Genomic DNA, 17,522 nt, shown 5'->3' on the forward strand with positions numbered 1-17,522 from the left:
CCACGTGTACTTGGTCTTTCGTGGTTTAACTTAATGTAAATAAACATATAAGTGTGTTTAAATTCAATAAATTAGAGTAAATATGTGATACTGCTTCAGTAATAATTGCCAGCTGAGGTGAGTAGTAGTACACCACAGTTTTTGAAGAGGGGATTATTGGTTAACCTATATCTAACTATGAATTATGAAATATAATATTTACATGACTTGTGTGATTGCATTCATTTTTCATTCACATACAGTAATTTAATTTGACCGACCTTAGAATTACTTGTTGTTTTAGTATATTAACGGACTCTATTTATATGCAGAAATACCCGAAAAGCCAGATTGTTCTTCACTGGATTACATTAGCTCTCATCATTATTACGTATGGAGCAATGGATTTAAATTTTACGCCGAAGTCTAGCCCTTGGCACCATACGATAAAGCTTATTCATTTCAATGCGGGTGTGCTTGTGTTTCTAGTGATGTTTATTAGAGTGTTTCTATACAAACGTAATGTCCAACCAGCGATTACACCTGCTCCACCAGAGTGGCAAGAGAAAATTTCATCCATTACTCACAAGATCATATACTTGTGTTTTCTTTTACTACCAGTTTTAGGTGTGGTAGCCCTGTATATCGGTGGTAAAGAGTGGAGCTTTCTTGGTATTCAAATGCCTGTGATGGCAACTCCAGACAAAGCTACCTATAGGACGATTAAAGATCTGCATGAAACCATTGCAGATGCAGGCTACTTCTTAATTGCTTTGCATGCTGGCGCTGCCATTTATCATCACCATATAATGAAGGATGACACCTTAAAACGAATGATGCCATAAAGAAAAAGCCGCTTTTAGAAGCGGCTTTTTAAGTATTAACAAGTCAAGATGTGAATCGTTACAACACGTAGCTATCTTTTTCCAATAATTCCATTATTTGTGACTTTGTCACATTTTGCTGTTGTTGTTGGGATTTCACTAATTGATCATAAGTCATTCTATCTGATTGATGGAATATCCCAACCGGAACTGGAAAGTCTGGATAGCTAAGGTTAGACAGCATGTACGCTAAAGAAGTGTCATTTGTCGCTTTGTCATGAACTAACACAGCGTCATCTTCTTGCGATGTGACTTCAGCTGCCAGCCCAGACAATTTTAAGGCTTTGTCTTTACCGAATGCCATTGGTTTACCGTGTTCTAGGTATAGCAAATTGTCTTTTCGTTGCTTAGGCCCGTTGTAAGGGTCATGGACTTTGTCATTGAAGATCACGCAGTTTTGTAAGATTTCAATAACCGCACACCCTTTGTGCTTAGAAGCGGCCTCGAATACTGCTGTCATGTGTTTTGGATCATTATCAGACGTACGAGCAATGAAACTTGCATTGGAAGCAGCTGCAATGGTTAGAGGGCGTAATGGATAGTCCACACTGCCTTGTGGAGACGATTTACTAACACAACCCTGTGCACTCGTTGGAGAGTATTGCCCTTTAGTTAGGCCGTATATTTCATTGTTGAACAAGAGTATCTTTATGTCTTGGTTACGGCGAATAGCGTGGATGAAATGATTGCCACCAATACTTAAAGCATCGCCATCTCCTGTCACGACCCATACGTCTAGCTCGGGATTTACCGCTTTTACGCCAGTGGCTATGGTAGGGGCTCTACCATGGATGGTGTGAAAGCCGTATGTATCCATATAGTACGGGAAGCGGGAGGAGCAACCTATGCCAGATATAAACACAGTATTATGTTTAGTTTTCCCTTCTTTTGCTAAGACAGATTGCATCGTCTTGAGAACATTGAAGTCGCCACAGCCTTGGCACCATTTCACTTCCTGATCTGATACAAAATCTTTTCGATTAAACACGGGTTGGCTCATTGGAGATCTCTTTTATATTCTGATGTATTGCAGTTTTTAACTCTTCAATTTTAAAAGGCGTGCCTTCGGTTTTACAAAAGCCGCGTACAGGAACGGTAGTTTTAGATTGAATATATTGCTTTAACTGCCCATTGTTTAATTCAACAACTAATATGTGTTTGAACTCGTTAATCAATTCTGAAAAATTACTTGGTAGCGGGTTCAGATACTGGATGTGAGAGTGGGCTATGGACTCACCCTTACTTCTTAATTCATTCACTGCAGTTTTTACTGTTCCAAGCGTACCTCCCCAGGAGATAACCAAAAGATCATCGGTAACGGAGCCAGAAATGTTTTGCTCAGGTATAAAACGCGCAATATTGTCTATCTTTGTTGCTCGCTCAAGCGTCATTTTCTGGTGGTTACTTGGTTCGTAGCAGACATCACCAGTAATACTTTGTTTTTCAAGACCACCGATACGGTGCTGTTTTCCTTCAGTCCCCGGAGTCACCCATTCTCTGGCAAGTGTATCGTGGTGCCTAAGGTATGGGTAATAAGAACCAGAAATATTAAACTCTGGTTGTGACCATTCGGGTAATTCATTTTCAGAGGGAACTTTCCAGGATTCTGTGCCGTTTGCGATATAGCCATCGGTCAACAATATAACGGGTGTCATAAAGGTAGTGGCAAGGCGACTTGCTTCTATTGACATAGCATAGCAGTCAGCTGGAGATGAAGCGGCAATAATCGGGAGAGGGGAGTCGCCATTTCTCCCGTACAATGCAAACAGCAAATCTGACTGCTCTGTTTTTGTTGGAAGTCCCGTAGATGGACCGCCACGTTGGACATCTACAACAACTAATGGTAATTCAGACATGACTGCCAGATTTATTGTTTCCGATTTAAGACAAAGGCCGGGACCAGAGGTCGTTGTTACACCTAGAGCTCCCGCATATGAGGCTCCTAATGCTGCGCCAGCTGCAGCGATTTCGTCTTCAGCTTGAAACGTTGTTACTCCAATATTCTGGTACTTTGATAACTGGTGCAGAATATCTGACGCTGGTGTAATAGGGTAAGAACCTAGAAACAGTGGCTTATCAGCAGCAAGTGAAGCCGTCACAAGTCCTAAAGAGAGTGCTTCATTCCCGGATACCGAGCGATATCGGCCAGGTTTGATATCCGCTTTTGCGATCTGCCAGCTTTCGCTAAAAATCTCTATGGTATCAGCGTAATTAAAGCCACTTTTCAACGCAGTAATGTTTGCGTTGGCAATATCAGGGGTAGAAGAAAATCGTTTTGAAATCCATGATTCTGCTTCTTCTAATGTCTGACTAAAGATCCAAAGAGCAATACCAAGCATGAAGCAGTTTTTGCACCTTCTTGCAATTTTTCCTTGAAGGCCGAGCCCTTGAAGAGAGTTAAGAGTTAGTTGAGTAAAATCTTCAGCAATGACCCGATATTCATTTAACGTTCCATCTTCCAGTGGGTTGCTGGTGAAACCGGCTAACTTTATTAAAGAGTCACGGAACCCAGCTTTATCGATGATCAGTAGACCACCAGTGTTCAAGTCAGCTAAATTTTTCCTTAGTGCGGCAGCGTTCATCGCAATCAGTACGCCACAACGATCACCAGGAGTGAATACTTCGTGATCAGCAAACTGTAGTTGGAATGAAGATACACCAGAAACTGTTCCTGCTGGTGCACGGATTTCAGCTGGATAATCAGGTAAGGTGGCCAATGAGTTTCCAAACAAGCTTACGCTGCTTGAAAATCTATCACCAGTAAATTGAATCCCATCACCAGAGTCACCAGCAAAGCGTATGACTTCAGAATCTAGCGATGTCTTGGACTGGATTTTGCCTTGGTTCATGAAAAATCTTACCTCAAGTTAAAGCTATATTGCTCTATTAGAAAAGAATTACGTGAGCAGGAAACCATAAATCTTTAATTTATAGTTTCGAAATCGTTCCCTTGTTATCAAGGGAACCTAAACATGTAATTATATAATCATATCAAAAGGCAGGTCATGTACAGAAAATGTAAAATAACAATCCATACTAGTAGTTGAAATAAATCATTAGATATGATTGCAACATATCTAATACGAAAATGACATCATTATATTTATGGTTATTAAAATTGAATCATCTTTTATTGCTAAATTAAGGAGATTAGGAGTGGCAGTTTATGAATTTAAAGTGCATTTATATATTTTTCCACTTGGGTTAGTTTTGACTTGCTCAGGAATAAAACTATTTGTTGTCAATACATAGAGTTCATCAAAATTTCTGCCTGCAACTAAACATGCGAGAGGGTGTTGAGTAAAGTTAGCAGACTGAATAATTTTTGAATCTTCAATGAGTACTACTTTGTGATTGTTACATGCGACCCATAGACGACCTTTACTATCGAGGCTAATCCCATCTGGTGATTCACCGTCGTCAAATTGGTAGTAGATTTTTCTGTTCAAAAGCGAACCATCTGATGCATAATTAAACCGCGAAATTCTATCAGCATTTGATTCTGCAACATACAATAGTTGTTTGTCATCATCATAAGCAAACCCATTTGGACATAACATGTCGTGAGCAGCGTAATTTATTTCCATTTGATTGGAAACTTTGATAAGAGAGCAGCACTTTGGTGGTTCGTCGTTTAGGTAATTATTCCCCATACCACTTACATAGCAATCACCATTTGAGTGAATAAAAAGGTCATTATTAATTGATTGGTTGTATTGTTTTAGAGAGCAATAAAGTTGTTTATTATTGTTCTTGTCTATTTTAGTGATTAACTGTTCTAATGGTTGGACAATTAATAAAGAATCATCTGGTAGCCAGCCTAACCCTGCTATCGCAGAATTAAACTCATACTCTACTTTAATAACATTCTCTTTATTGATAGTGCAAACCTTGCCATCAAATACAGATGAAAACCATACTTTATCTTTATACCACCTAGGACACTCAGGGTAGATTAGATTATTAGCAACTTCTTCAAATATCATGACTATATCTTCTATATGTTGAGACTATAAATACTATATATCAAGTTAACTAACAAATCTAAAAATGGTAGTGGGATTTATTGCAATACACGAAAGATAAATACGTTTATAAGCTTCTTGAATATTACTTTTGATATTGTATTTATAGTAAAAATGTGTTTTGTAATTTTCTGACACTAATGAGTGATTAATTTAATCAATTAAGGATAAACTGGTTAATTAGTTGCAATATAGTGTTATATATTGAGTTAGTTTAGATAGAATATTAGTTATAAACAGGCTCGTTAATTTTTTCGACTATGGATTTAAGGATTTATTATATGAAGCGTAAATTGTTAGTGATGCTAGCGTTACTACTTGTTTACCCAGCGGCGTACGCAAAGACGTTTGTATTCTTCGGAGATAGTTTAACAGATACCGGAAACTACCCAGAACCGGAGAATGTTAGTTCACCTCAGTTGAAGAACTTTAATTTATACGTTCCAATCTCCAACCCAGTGCCGTCTACGCTTTATGGCCAAGAAGGCTATCCGAGCTCAGAATTCTTGCAAAAATCCATACCTCATCAGGGGCTGATAGATGGGGAGCCGAAAACTTTGTACAGTATTAACTGGCCATTATATCTAGTGTCTGATGAGGGCTTAGGACAATTGACATCATGGTATCAGTATATTACGAATGGTTCTTCGACGAACACTAGCCTGAATTATTCTTGGGCTAGTGCTATAGCTAGCGGGACCGCAGCTTGCTATCATGACGATGGGTCATTGTTTAAAGGGAGTTGTTCAGAATCAACCGTTCTTGAAAATCGTGTGAGGTATATTCAACACACAGTGGATAATAAACAATATGATAAGCTTCATGACTACCAATTTAATGACCTTCAAATACCTAACCTAGCAAAGCAAGTTGAATTTTATTACCAAGATACAAACCCAGCACAAAGAAAAGACGCAAACATATTTATCTATATTGGTGGCAACGATATAAGTAACTATTTAAAGTCAAAGATGATTCGCATGATTTTGGAACCTAGCAGCATGTTTGAAAAAGTGGTGAGTAGGAAGGTGAATGGCATTGCTAATAATATATTGAGCATTGTCGCTAAAATAAGAGTTCATATGCCAACTACGAAAATATATATAATGACTTTGCCCAATTTCACTGATTTGCATGCTGGGCATAGCTATAAAAACATTCCAATTATTGGTAGCAAGATAGTGAATATATTGCAATACGCTATAAATACTTACAATCAGGCACTTAAAACTAGATTTTCTGGTTTAAGTGATGTCAAAGTTATTGATAGCGGAGCATACATAAATAAGCTCGCAAGTTCTCCACTTTATACTGAGTCGGTTTCTAAAGGTAGTACCTGCCTAGAAGATCCTTCCGGTGCATATATAAGTCCTTTGCTAAACAATCGCAACTGCTTCTACGGGAAAGGTGACATGCAAAGCTACTTTAGCTGGAATAATGCCCACTATGTATCTAGCGTGAACAAAAAGTTGGCTCAATACGTTTTAGGTAACATGTAAATATGTATTAAGAAATGCCCCGTACATTATAGGTACGGGGATAGAAAAATAAAAAACGCTATGCCGTACACATAGCGTAATCACTTCAATTGACAACTGTTATCAGTTTTAACTTGAACCCTCTAGTACTCTAAGGTGGCGCTGTTCAGTAAGAAAATAACTGGTTATGTCATGTTCTACTCTATACATATCCAATCTAAACTCATCTAACATGTCTTCTGTACAGCAACTGCAATCTTTGAACTGTTCAAACTCTGAAACAAGTTTTTCAAGTTTTGTTTTTAAAGCGCTGTGGTTAACATTTTCGTTATCCATTTTTAGCCTCCCAACGTTGTCACTCTTGTGGTGATATTTGTTCCATAAATGAAATATAGACTAGTTTTATATAAACTGTATGCATATAAGACAAAAATTCTAGTGTGAAGCCAACATTTACTGTTAGTAAAGGATAAATCAGAATTTCGTCACAATTTTATGAGCAACTATTAGATCACCTATCTAACCAGTTACACCTAAGTTACTGTAGTATAGATGTCAATTTCATTTGGTTATTGCCTTCATTTGTACCGCTAACATTGGGCGCTTGTGTTGAAGTATATAGAGATAAAAGAATTAATCTTAGAGCAGATAGAGCAAGGAGAGTTATTCCCTAATCAGAAATTACCTTCTGAGAGGCTTCTATCAGATTCATTTGATACTACTCGAGTTACAATACGCGAAGCTTTGTCTGCTTTAGAAGCTGAAAGCAAGATTTATCGTGAAGATAGGAGAGGGTGGTTTGTCTCGCCGACACCCATCGTATATGATCCATCACAAGATTCAGGTTTTAACAGTATTGTTGATAACCAAAATAAGAAGCCAGCGACTAAACTAATAAGTGCTGAGATAAAGCTTGCTGACAAAAGGGCGGCCAGCCTTTTACAGCTCAAAGCGTTCACGAAAATCTATAAAATTTGTCGTATACGATATATTGATGGTAGGCCTGTGGCTTATTTTTTACATTATATACTTCCTACCGTGTTCCCAAATCTTCTTGATAAAGATTTAACGAGCTCGTTAGTGCAAATTTTTAAAAATGATTATGGTATTAACCGGGAGAAGTTAAAATATAGCATTTACGCTGGTAAAATAGAGAAAAGTATGGCGGCCGATCTACATGTAGTCGATGCTATGCCGATGATGATTATAGAGAAAACTAATTATTCTCATGAAGGTAAACCTTACGAATGCACAATTGAATATTGGCGTCATGATAGCATTAAGATTGAATCATCTAGTTAGTAAATAAATAATAACTTATTTCATAAATCTATAAACTTAATTTATCCAAAATTTCCTAGACATTTAACTTTATACCTTTACGATGTGAGCTAAGTGCCAGTATTAACGTCAGTTATGGTGTTTGTTTTATTTCTTTTTCTTATTAATTTACTTTACGAATATGAAATTTATATGTTTATCTAGGTGGCAAGGTTAACCCATGAAAAAGACAAGTAGAGTTATATTTTTTTCTAGCTTAGGTGGAGTACTAGAATTCTACGATTTTATTATTTATGCGCTTTTAGCCCATTATTTAAGTGAAAACTTCTTTCCAACCCATGACGCTAGATTATCATTGATTTTGACTTTAGCGACGTTTGCTATTGGTTATATAGTTCGACCATTAGGTGGAATATTCTTTGGCCATCAGGGTGATCGAAAGGGTAGAAAAAAACCGTTTACATTGACGGTAATGATGATGGCAGTTTCAACACTTTTAATCGGCTTTTTGCCTACTTATGAACATGTTGGTATCTGGGCGCCGTTATTATTGATAGCCTTACGAGTATTACAAGGCTTTTCTGTTGGTGGTGAAATACCGGGGGGAATTACTTATCTTTCCGAAATAGCACCGAAAAATAAGGCGTTAGTTTGTTCATTATTATTTTTCTGCCTAATTGGTGGAATTGTTCTAGGGTTATGTTCAAGTTTGTTACTCCATCACTATTTTACTCCTGAACAAATCATTCAATATGGTTGGAGGATTCCGTTTATTGCAGGCGGTATTTTGGGTATAATTAGTTTTGTTGTGAGACGTCAACTTATTGAATCACCACAATTTGAGCAAATGTTGGAAGAAAAAGAGACTATTGAAATTCAGCTCCCACTAAAGACTTTGATATCCAAATATCCTAAGCAGCTAATCGCAGGTTTTTTTATAACTGGGGCAGGGGCAAGCTCGATAATGATTTTTTTCCTGCTACTTCCAACATTTCTTGGCAAGATGCAGCACTATCCAATTAATTATGTATTAAATACCACGACTATCGGGTTATTGATTGGCTGTTTTCTTATTTTACTCTCCGGTTATTATCTAGATAGATTAAATTCGAAGTTAAAGTCTTGGTTTAGCGTATCTTGTTTATTAAGCATAATCACGGTTCTGTATGTCTATCATCTTTTCGACCAAAAAAGCTCAGACTTGCTAATCCCGATGTTGTTAAGCGCTGTTGTTATCGGCCTGTTATGGTCGTCTATACCTTCAATTTTAGCAATATTGTTCCCAACAGGAGTAAGGTACTCGGGGATTGGACTGGTATACAACATCGCTTTTGCCACAATAGGTGGTTTGGCTCCAGTAGTTTCTTTAAGCCTAATTGATTATACACATTCACTGATGGGGCCTGCGTACTATCAAGTTGTTGCTTCAGCACTTGGGCTTATTGGTTTGTTGGTTTTAAGAGGAAAAAAACTGGAATTGGTTTCTACTCAGTAAGTAAAAAAATAATGCCGGTTGTACCGGCATTAGAATTCTTTGTTTGCCTGATTTAAGACTTGTTTGTTTCTAGTTGACTAAAACCAGACATATCTTTAGTACTATTCTTAACTACAGGAGCGAGTTTAGTCCTTAGGCTTAACTTTAAGTTGCTAAGCGGTTGAATTTGAACTGTTGCGCTCTTAATGTTTACATCGAAAACATGGCCAACTTGCTTATGATTTTCACTGAGGAAATGTGTATGGAAGCCAGGTACTCCGATTCCATCCATAAACTTAGGTGATTGGAAAATAACTAACGTTCCCTTCGTATCCTTAAAGTTATAAACATTTTGGTTGGTTTTCATCCACGTCACGATCGGAGTATAAGGTGGCGTTTGATAATTTTCGCTTCTCGCTTCAACATTGTTAAAGGTACCGGTCACCTTTATCGCGTACATCATTTGGTCGTTAGTTTCTAGTGACTTAATTTCTTTTTGTAGTGCAGCAATACTTGTTACGTTCTGAACCGTAAAAGTCTTACTTCCTTTAAATTCGGTAGCGGTCATGTATGAAAGCCCTTCTTTAGCTTTCATTTCAGTGCCTTTTCCATGAGGGCCAGCGATATAGGCGTGTCCGTTTACCATGATTACTTCACCCAAGCCGACTCCAGCACCTAAACCAAAATCGTTGTTTTTTGCTACTTGTTTTACTGTTGTAACTTGACCCATTTGTCCATTAACTAAAGCGGAAGATGTACCGTATTGGTATTCTGTTCCTTGTGCGAACGCAAGTGAGCTTATAAATACGCTACCAATCGCTAATGTTGTGAGTGTCTTTTTCATAATCATTTATTGTTGTGTTGTTGTAAGAGCCACTAAACTAGCATTCTGGTTGCTTTTATTTATATAGTGGCTTTTGTAACATTAGATGCCAGTAATGATATTATTTGTTAAACAATCTGATTGATGATAATTAACACATTATTTGTATATGTTAGTAGCGTCATAAGACGCAATGTCCTTGATGTAATGCAAGTCTTTTAGGCGTCTCTGTTGGCATCTCTTTATAAACAAACCTTTTTCTTTTGACATGGTAGTGACTGTTTGGGTCAAAAAAGCACTCATACATTCGGTTTAATTCTTCTGTTCTATATAAATCCAGCGACTTTATAGATTCATTTACTGCTCTATCCAGTTTCTTTGTAGATATACGACTGGAGAATTGAGCATCATTTGCTAGAGTTCTTGAGTATTCTTTTAACTTCGTATCAAAAGTTAGCCAATCTTCATCCAGTACTTCATCACAAAAATTCATTTTGTAAGCTTCAGAGGCTAAAATAGGCAGGCATTCAGTCGTCAGTTGAGTTGCGCGCTTTTCACCAACACGGCGTGGTAGCGTATAGGTCCAATATTCCGATCCATAAAGTCCCATTGTTTTATAATGTGGGTTTAATACCACTCCGTCTCGGATTACTACTTTATCACAGGATAATGCCATCATTGCTCCACCTGCTCCTGCATTGTTTCTAATAGCCGCAACAGTCAATTTGCTCTCGCACTCGAGTATTTCCTTTACCAGATCATCGATAGCATTAATATTGAGCCAAGATTCCATTGCTGGATCTTTTGCTGACTCAATTACTTTCAGGTGGATACCATTACTCCAAAACTGTTTACCACCCATTAAAACGATCACGTTAACACTCGAGTTAAGCTTTAGGCTTAGAAAGGCTTCTTTCAATCTTTTGCATTGGTGTGTATCCATAGCACCGTTGTAGAAGTCAAAATATAGATACGCGACGTTATCCTCTATCTCTATAGAAATTTCGTCACTAACATTTTCTGTAGAGTAGTTTGGTAGGTTACAGAGACTAAATTTGTTCACGACTTCACTATTTACTTTAGACGAAACTGAAGCTGCTGGAAGCTTCAGTGACTTTTGCTCTGCATCAGGTTTTAATTTTAATTGCTTAACCCAAATTGCTCCATCTATGGTGGCTAAGCATATTGAGTCGTGATGAATAGCAATCAATTCACCTGGTTTACCTTTCAAATAGTTTTCTTCACTTGCTCCAAATCCATACATCTCACAATCAAATAGGTGTAATAAAACTCCGGGGCAACTATCAGACGACCGAAATTTATTCAAAACTTCTTCTGTGCTGTCGGTTATCCAGTTAATCTGGCGAATGGTCTGTGCCATCCTAGGTTTGAATTGTCCTTTTACATTTGCGCTTGTGTAGTCAAGTGGCCTGATATCTATATTTCCTTTCTTATAATTATCAACGACGTAAGCCACTAGCTTTGAAGCGGTTTGAATAACTTCCCTTCTATAAACACTAGATTTTGTTGAGTTACAGCGTAACTCAAAGTTGGATGTTGCCCATATATCTCCGCTGTCCATTTCCTCACATGCTTGTAATAATGTCACTCCCCATTCAGTCTGCTTTTCCTTCAAAGCCCAATCGATAGAAGAGGGGCCTCGATCACCTTCTATACCTGGATGAACTATTAAACAGGGGATTTGTGACCAGATTGCGTTTGGAATTCTCTTAGTTAGAAAAGGACAGATGATTAAATCAGGTTTAAAAGAATGAAATGCATCAATCATATGATCATCACTAATAGCTAGTTCTATTGAAACTGAGTGCTCGTCCAATAGGAGCTCTTTATAGATACGTTGAGTCATGCCATTAAAGGTGGTAGAGATTAAAAGTATTTTCATAGGGTGAAGCTTAATTCAGTTTTTGTTGTCGCACGCGAAGTAGGAGTTACTAGGAGCTATTAATACCATGGTCAATTCACTACGTTTATTGTTCTAAGTTAATATTTTATTCAAAATAAAACATAGCGCACTATAACTGAATATCTAGTGATTTAATATTTAATCAAATACACCCTATAAATCATCAAGTTATACAAATAACAAATGCTCGTTATTCGATCAGAAAATAGGGGTAGCTACTGTGTAAACTCACTTTTAAGTTAGCGTTTACCTTGAGAAAGCAACAACCTTGCGATGATGGAATTAGTAGCTGCATTTTTAACCCAATTAATATTCTAATAAAATCAATATGATAGGTGATTTTTTCCATTTACCGTAATATAATTATCATTATATTACGGTAAATACACTTTGAACTCACACTAGGTTAGTTACACTGTGACTTTTAAGTAAACATAAAATTATTAAGTAGATATGAGTAATAGACGTTCTCAGTTTGATTTAAATGAGTCACTTTATGGAAAGTTAGACGAAAGATGGAAAGGGCGTAAGTCAGCACTAGAAAGGTTTAAGATAAAATTGCCTGACATTCGCAATAGTATAGATCCGTCTTTACCAAATTGTGATGACATCCTTAGGCGATGGAAAAGATTCGATCGAGAAAGGCATGGGATATCTGCTAACTCTTTAAAAATGCTTAGTACCTGCATCCGTATATGGGACTCGTATTGTGCAAGCAATGGTGTGTATTCCATTCCAGTTAACACAGAGTTCTTCATGTCTTTTTTAATGGATAAAGTCTTTGAAGGTAAGTCCGTCAATACAATCAAACAGTATCATGCTCAGTTATGTTATTTTTTTGGTTTATTTGATGACATGACGCCACTGCATGGAAAAGAAGTCCGAGGCTTTTTAAAGTCTCTAATAAATGATGAAGCCGATATATCTGGTAAAATGATTCAACCAAAGCAGGCTTCTGCCTTTCGTAAAAAAGACTTTGATAGATTAAACCAAATCATTGATAGCAATAGCTTGAGGCAAAAGCGAGATTTAGCGCTAGTCGCTGTCGCCTACGCGACTATGCTGCGTGAAGGTGAGCTTGGAAAAATAAGAAAGAAGCATGTGAAAATACATTCAAACACCAAAGTTACAATATCTAGAGTTCGATCGAAAACTACTACTACGGTAAAACCTAAATTGGTTCAGGGTGAATTCGCGAACGTTTTTTTAAGCTTCTATCTGCCATTCTCTAAACACATTCATGATGAACATTTTATTTTTTCGCACATGTCTAAGAATGGAAAAGCACTGAACCCAACGGTTCCTTGTAGCGGTCGAGCGGTCGATTCATCGTTCCAACGATTATTTAAGTTGCTTCTGGAAGATGGCCATGAGTTCGCTTCCACTTGTGAACGTCCATGGTCAGGTCATTCCGGCAGAGTTGGGGGAGTTCAAGATGGATACTTGATTAAAAACCTATCTATCACTCAACTCATGCAATCGGGTGACTGGACATCAATTCAAATGCCTATGCGATACTTAAGAAATGTAGATACTGAGGATCTCGCTACAGTATCCTTGCAATTTTAACGTTACTGGATCCTGCTGTTAGTATAGATTTCACTGTACTCACTTGCTTTTATAGCAAGTGATTTAAGCCTATCACGCAGTTTTTTAGTGGTTTCACTACTCATGGCTGCATCATCTTTCAGCATTTGAGTATATTCAGACGAGAGTAAGTCAATATCCTCTAGAATATTTTTCATTGTTTCGTAGGTTTGGAGTCGTGACTGGTTAACATCTGCCTTCATTGTAATAGCCTTGTTATATTGACGTTGTATAGATAAGCATAGTCGTAAATGTAGATTTTCCCATGATTTATGAGAGCAATTTCAATATTTCATGTAAACTGATTGATTGTTTTCATATTTTTAAAAACTTAGTTTCCATAGTGAACTTGATCACAAAATGAGAGTCAAAAAAGCTTTGTGGTATTTTGTTTACCCCCTTTTAACCTTAAATCGCTCAGGTATTTAGTATGTTTTCATTTGCCAACATGGCTGATTTGTTCTCACTGATACTCACCGTTGCTACCCTAGTTACTGGTATTATTTTTTGCTTAGATAAATTTGTTTGGGAGAAAAAACGCCTCAGCATTGAGGAAGGCGATTCAGAAACTGAACGAGCTTCTGTTTCTTCTTGGGTGACACAATCACGCTCTTTGTTTCCTGTTCTACTAGTGGTTTTTGTACTGAGATCATTTATTGTCGAGCCATTTCAAATACCTAGCGGCTCAATGGAGCCAACGCTAGTCCCTGGTGACTTCATTTTGGTAGAAAAGTTTGCGTATGGCTTGAGAGATCCTATATTCCACGAAACTTGGATTCACACAAGTGAACCGAAACGTGGCGATATTGCAGTGTTTATTGACCCTCAGAACCCTAAAATTGATTTAATAAAACGAATTGTTGGTTTACCCGGAGACACAATCATCTATCGGAACAAAACTTTATATATTAAGCCTGCTTGCAAAAGTGGTAACAGCTGCAAACCAGCATACAAAGTCCCGAAAAGTTATATTGGGCCAACGAAGTTTACCGAATTAGGTACCAACCTAGATAAATACAAAGAACATTTAGGAAAAGTAACCCATATGATTCTTCGTGATCCTCTTCTTCCAGAGCAATATTTGAGTTATTTCCAGCAAAATGGTACAGAAATTGGTGAGTGGGTTGTGCCGAAAGGTCACTATTTTGCGATGGGCGACAATCGAGACAACAGTGATGACAGTCGTTATTGGGGGTTCATACCAGAGCGCAACCTTGTTGGAAAAGCCACATTTATCTGGATGAGTTTTACTTTTAATCACAAACCAGATTCGTGGGAACCTCATTGGTTACCAACAGGTGTTAAGCTCAACCGTATTGGGGCTATCTAGCGGTATGTCCACTTTCAACTAAAACACAAAACTTATTACACAACAATTCAAAATTGTTATTGGGGTAGCCATATTTATGTATGGTTACCCCATTTTTTATTTTCAAAACCATAGGTTACAAAAATAATATTAATTATATTTAAGTATAAGTATTCATATATTTTTGTGACTCTAATCTTATAGTTTATTAAATTCTGCGATCAATAAGACTTTTGTCTTATAACGTCTACACTTACTACTAATTAAATGCTCATTAAATAAAGATGTTTTTGCAGCGTTGGTTTTGTATGTTCACTAACTAATTCCCAACAAGGAGGTATATCCGATGAAGAAGATACTATTTGGTCTAGTTTTTTCTTTCGGGATTTCCCTACCCGCATTTTCGGCACCAGAACTTGGTACTCCCAGCCGTGATGACATTGAATGGCATGACGATGAAGAAGCTTCTCCCGAACTAATATTGCTCGGTAAGACTTTATTCTTTGATAAAAGGCTTGTACCTAATGCCCAACAGTCTTGCGGAAGCTGCCATGATCCCAATATGGGCTTTTCTGATGGTCTTGCAAAAGACTTAAAAGGGCACAGCAAATGGGGTAAAGCAAAACGAAACTCTCCTATGGTAAATAACCTACAGTGGGAACCGATAATTCACTGGGATGGAAGAACACCAAATGAAAGCTGCTTCACCCCAAAAGATACTAATGAAGAAGTATGTCTCTTACCGTTAGAAGCTCAGGCATATAAATCAATGCGAAAGCGCAAAGTCTATGATCACTTTATGCCGAAAGTTAAAGCCAGCGCTGGCTATCAAAAACTTTTTAAAGAAGCCTACCCACCAAACGGTGAAATTACCCACGCTAATATGGCTATCGCAATAGGTGCATTTGAGCGTAGTTTGTTATCGAATGATTCGGCATTTGACCGTTATTTAGCGGGTAACAAGCAAGCATTGAGTGAAGAGGCTATACGTGGACTAGAGATCTTCAAAAACAAAGGTAATTGTATCGATTGCCACAATGGTCCGAATCTAACAGACGGTGGATTCCATACATTAGGTATTACAGGTGACCGTGGACGTGCAAAAATCATGGAAAAAGCCAAGGATAAAGACTTTAAAGATTTTGAAGGTGCATTTAGAACTCCTGGCTTGAGAAATGTCGCATTAACCGCTCCATATATGCATGACGGCAGCTTAGGTTCACTTGAAGAAGTAGTGCAATACTACAATGTCGGCGGCGGTGAGCATCCAAATAAAAGTAACTTGGTTAAACCTCTCAATTTAACCGACCAAGAAGTATGGGATCTCGTCGCATTCCTATACTCACTTACAGACCCAATTGAAATGGACTATCCAGTTATTCCTAAATAATAACTGATACTTAACTACCTGTAGCCTGACATACTATGCAGGCTACAGGTTTAATACTGGAGATATTTGGATGAAAGACCAATCGCTTTCTTACCGTCATACTTTTTTTAAAGCAAGTCTATTGCTTTCATTAACCATACCTATAACAGCTTTCGCCGACACTATTACTGGAAAAATGGAGTTCAAAAGTAAGCCGCCACGTGCAGCCGTTATTTACGTACCGGGTAATGGATCAGCAATGAAACCGGGGATTGTAGATCAAGTAAACCAACAATTTAAGCCACAAGTTATAGTTGTTAAACCCGGAGAAGCTATTACTTTTAAAAACTCGGATACAGTTGACCACAATATATACGCTAACGATCGTAAAACAAATGTACAGTTCGATGTCGGTCTAATGCCACCTGGAGATAGCAAAACTATTCCTCAAGAATGGCCAGTTGACACCATTACAAACGTTAGCTGCAAAATTCACCCTAAAATGCGTGGTTACATTGCCAATATTTCCGCTGTTTCAGTACAAGAATTCGAATTTGATCGGTCGCAGAAAATCTTTGAAGTGAAATTAGAAAATGTGCCTTCTGGAGCAACAGAGGTAAAACTACTTTTGCCTAAATACGATGAGGTTATTGTAACTATCGGAGCAGGAGAAAGTAAACAAGCGGAAATCAAAAAGAGCGGCAAGGTGAGAGGTACTCTTTCATTAAGCCGAAATTAGACGAGGAACTCGAATGGATATGATCAAAACAAGAATAAGGAAGCTATTTGTCTTTGCTATCGGAGTTAGTGTTAGCTCATCCATATTCGGCGTTGAACAGTCAAAGGCTGAGGGTAACCCATTCGATGTGATGCCGTTTGTACTACCACAAGAGCTTAAAGAGGAGTTAAAAAACTACCGCAGCACTTGGCGACGATTAACCGGATTTGAGCTTTCTGGGTTACATTGGCAACAATTTGTCGTGGTTTATACCAAGTTAGGTGCTGAAGAATACAAAACTAACTTTTTAGAATATATCAGAGTTTATGAAGATGAAGATGATGAAGAGCCACCTGCATTTGAGAACTACCCAGTGGGAACGATCTTTGTTAAAGAGAATTTCGTAGCCGCAGATGGAAGACCCGGCCCAGCTATATCTCTAACAATAATGAAAAAGCATCCGAAAGGTTATGACTCAGCCAACGGTGACTGGGAGTATATTCAAACTGCGGTCAATGGCGCCTATATGGCAGGTGGAAAGTTAGGCCGAGAAACAACAAAAAGTTGTGCTGATTGCCACAACAATGTGGCTGAGAGGAATCATATATTTGCTACCTTTTACTCTAAACCATAATAACAACTAGATTTAATAACCTAGGCTTGCATAGGTG

16 protein-coding genes are annotated in these 17,522 nt (G+C 37.8%); 9 read left to right on the top strand and 7 right to left on the bottom strand.

What is annotated here, in order from left to right; translation table 11 throughout:
• Positions 1-305: 305 nt before the first annotated feature.
• Positions 306-824 carry a cytochrome b gene (locus tag ACM2FC_RS16925; RefSeq protein ID WP_498482144.1) on the top strand — a complete coding sequence of 173 codons (519 nt, stop codon included), beginning with the start codon at positions 306-308 and terminating at the stop codon, positions 822-824.
• Positions 825-882: 58 nt separating this feature from the next.
• Here the strand turns inward: ACM2FC_RS16925 and ACM2FC_RS16930 are convergent, their stop codons facing one another.
• The 3 genes from ACM2FC_RS16930 to ACM2FC_RS16940 all read right to left on the bottom strand — a co-directional run bounded on the left by ACM2FC_RS16930 (position 883) and on the right by ACM2FC_RS16940 (position 4,849).
• Positions 883-1,863, bottom strand: coding sequence for a 2-oxoacid:ferredoxin oxidoreductase subunit beta (locus ACM2FC_RS16930; protein ID WP_498482145.1), 981 nt, complete (start codon positions 1,861-1,863; stop codon positions 883-885).
• Positions 1,844-3,712 (bottom strand): 2-oxoacid:acceptor oxidoreductase subunit alpha, encoded by a 1,869-nt coding sequence (locus ACM2FC_RS16935; RefSeq protein WP_498482146.1) that lies wholly within the window; start codon positions 3,710-3,712, stop codon positions 1,844-1,846. Before ACM2FC_RS16935 ends, ACM2FC_RS16930 begins: the two co-directional genes overlap by 20 nt.
• A 315-nt stretch (positions 3,713-4,027) precedes the next feature.
• Positions 4,028-4,849 carry an SMP-30/gluconolactonase/LRE family protein gene (locus tag ACM2FC_RS16940; RefSeq protein WP_498482148.1) on the bottom strand — a complete coding sequence of 274 codons (822 nt, stop codon included), beginning with the start codon at positions 4,847-4,849 and terminating at the stop codon, positions 4,028-4,030.
• A 320-nt stretch (positions 4,850-5,169) separates the two neighbouring features.
• Here ACM2FC_RS16940 and ACM2FC_RS16945 point away from each other — a divergent pair, with 320 nt between their 5' ends.
• Positions 5,170-6,387 (top strand): SGNH/GDSL hydrolase family protein, encoded by a 1,218-nt coding sequence (locus ACM2FC_RS16945; protein ID WP_498482149.1) that lies wholly within the window; start codon positions 5,170-5,172, stop codon positions 6,385-6,387.
• 108 nt (positions 6,388-6,495) lie between these two features.
• Here the strand turns inward: ACM2FC_RS16945 and ACM2FC_RS16950 are convergent, their stop codons facing one another.
• Complete coding sequence (locus ACM2FC_RS16950; protein WP_498482150.1) at positions 6,496-6,702, bottom strand: hypothetical protein; 207 nt, start codon at positions 6,700-6,702, stop codon at positions 6,496-6,498.
• 273 nt (positions 6,703-6,975) lie between these two features.
• On the opposite strand from ACM2FC_RS16950, the gene ACM2FC_RS16955 reads away from it, so the two are divergent.
• Together ACM2FC_RS16955 and ACM2FC_RS16960 are read left to right on the top strand one after the other, a co-directional pair.
• A complete protein-coding gene (locus ACM2FC_RS16955) occupies positions 6,976-7,668 on the top strand; it encodes a UTRA domain-containing protein (protein WP_498482152.1) in 693 nt (230 codons plus the stop codon).
• A 199-nt stretch (positions 7,669-7,867) separates the two neighbouring features.
• Positions 7,868-9,142: an MFS transporter gene (locus tag ACM2FC_RS16960; protein WP_498482154.1), complete on the top strand. Its 1,275-nt coding sequence runs from the start codon at positions 7,868-7,870 to the stop codon at positions 9,140-9,142.
• Between the two features lie 52 nt (positions 9,143-9,194).
• On the opposite strand, the gene ACM2FC_RS16965 is transcribed toward ACM2FC_RS16960, so the two are convergent.
• Positions 9,195-9,965, bottom strand: a complete 771-nt coding sequence (locus ACM2FC_RS16965; RefSeq protein WP_498482155.1) for an acetolactate decarboxylase — start codon at positions 9,963-9,965, stop codon at positions 9,195-9,197.
• A 160-nt stretch (positions 9,966-10,125) separates the two neighbouring features.
• Positions 10,126-11,847 carry an enoyl-CoA hydratase-related protein gene (locus ACM2FC_RS16970; RefSeq protein WP_498482156.1) on the bottom strand — a complete coding sequence of 574 codons (1,722 nt, stop codon included), beginning with the start codon at positions 11,845-11,847 and terminating at the stop codon, positions 10,126-10,128.
• Positions 11,848-12,321: 474 nt separating this feature from the next.
• On the opposite strand from ACM2FC_RS16970, the gene ACM2FC_RS16975 reads away from it, so the two are divergent.
• Entirely contained in the window at positions 12,322-13,437 is a 1,116-nt protein-coding gene (locus ACM2FC_RS16975; RefSeq protein ID WP_498482157.1) for a tyrosine-type recombinase/integrase, read from the top strand.
• A gap of 2 nt (positions 13,438-13,439) precedes the next feature.
• Here the strand turns inward: ACM2FC_RS16975 and ACM2FC_RS16980 are convergent, their stop codons facing one another.
• Entirely contained in the window at positions 13,440-13,658 is a 219-nt protein-coding gene (locus ACM2FC_RS16980) for a hypothetical protein (RefSeq protein ID WP_498482158.1), read from the bottom strand.
• A gap of 245 nt (positions 13,659-13,903) precedes the next feature.
• Here ACM2FC_RS16980 and lepB point away from each other — a divergent pair, with 245 nt between their 5' ends.
• The 4 genes from lepB to ACM2FC_RS17000 all read left to right on the top strand — a co-directional run bounded on the left by lepB (position 13,904) and on the right by ACM2FC_RS17000 (position 17,485).
• A complete protein-coding gene (gene lepB / locus ACM2FC_RS16985; protein WP_498482180.1) occupies positions 13,904-14,785 on the top strand; it encodes a signal peptidase I in 882 nt (293 codons plus the stop codon).
• A gap of 325 nt (positions 14,786-15,110) precedes the next feature.
• Entirely contained in the window at positions 15,111-16,154 is a 1,044-nt protein-coding gene (locus ACM2FC_RS16990; RefSeq protein WP_498482159.1) for a cytochrome-c peroxidase, read from the top strand.
• Positions 16,155-16,224: 70 nt separating this feature from the next.
• Positions 16,225-16,872, top strand: a complete 648-nt coding sequence (locus ACM2FC_RS16995) for a cupredoxin domain-containing protein (RefSeq protein WP_498482160.1) — start codon at positions 16,225-16,227, stop codon at positions 16,870-16,872.
• 13 nt (positions 16,873-16,885) lie between these two features.
• Positions 16,886-17,485: a cytochrome P460 family protein gene (locus ACM2FC_RS17000; RefSeq protein ID WP_498482161.1), complete on the top strand. Its 600-nt coding sequence runs from the start codon at positions 16,886-16,888 to the stop codon at positions 17,483-17,485.
• Positions 17,486-17,522: the final 37 nt, after the last annotated feature.

The sequence above is a fragment of the Vibrio sp. A37 genome (genome assembly GCF_059777565.1).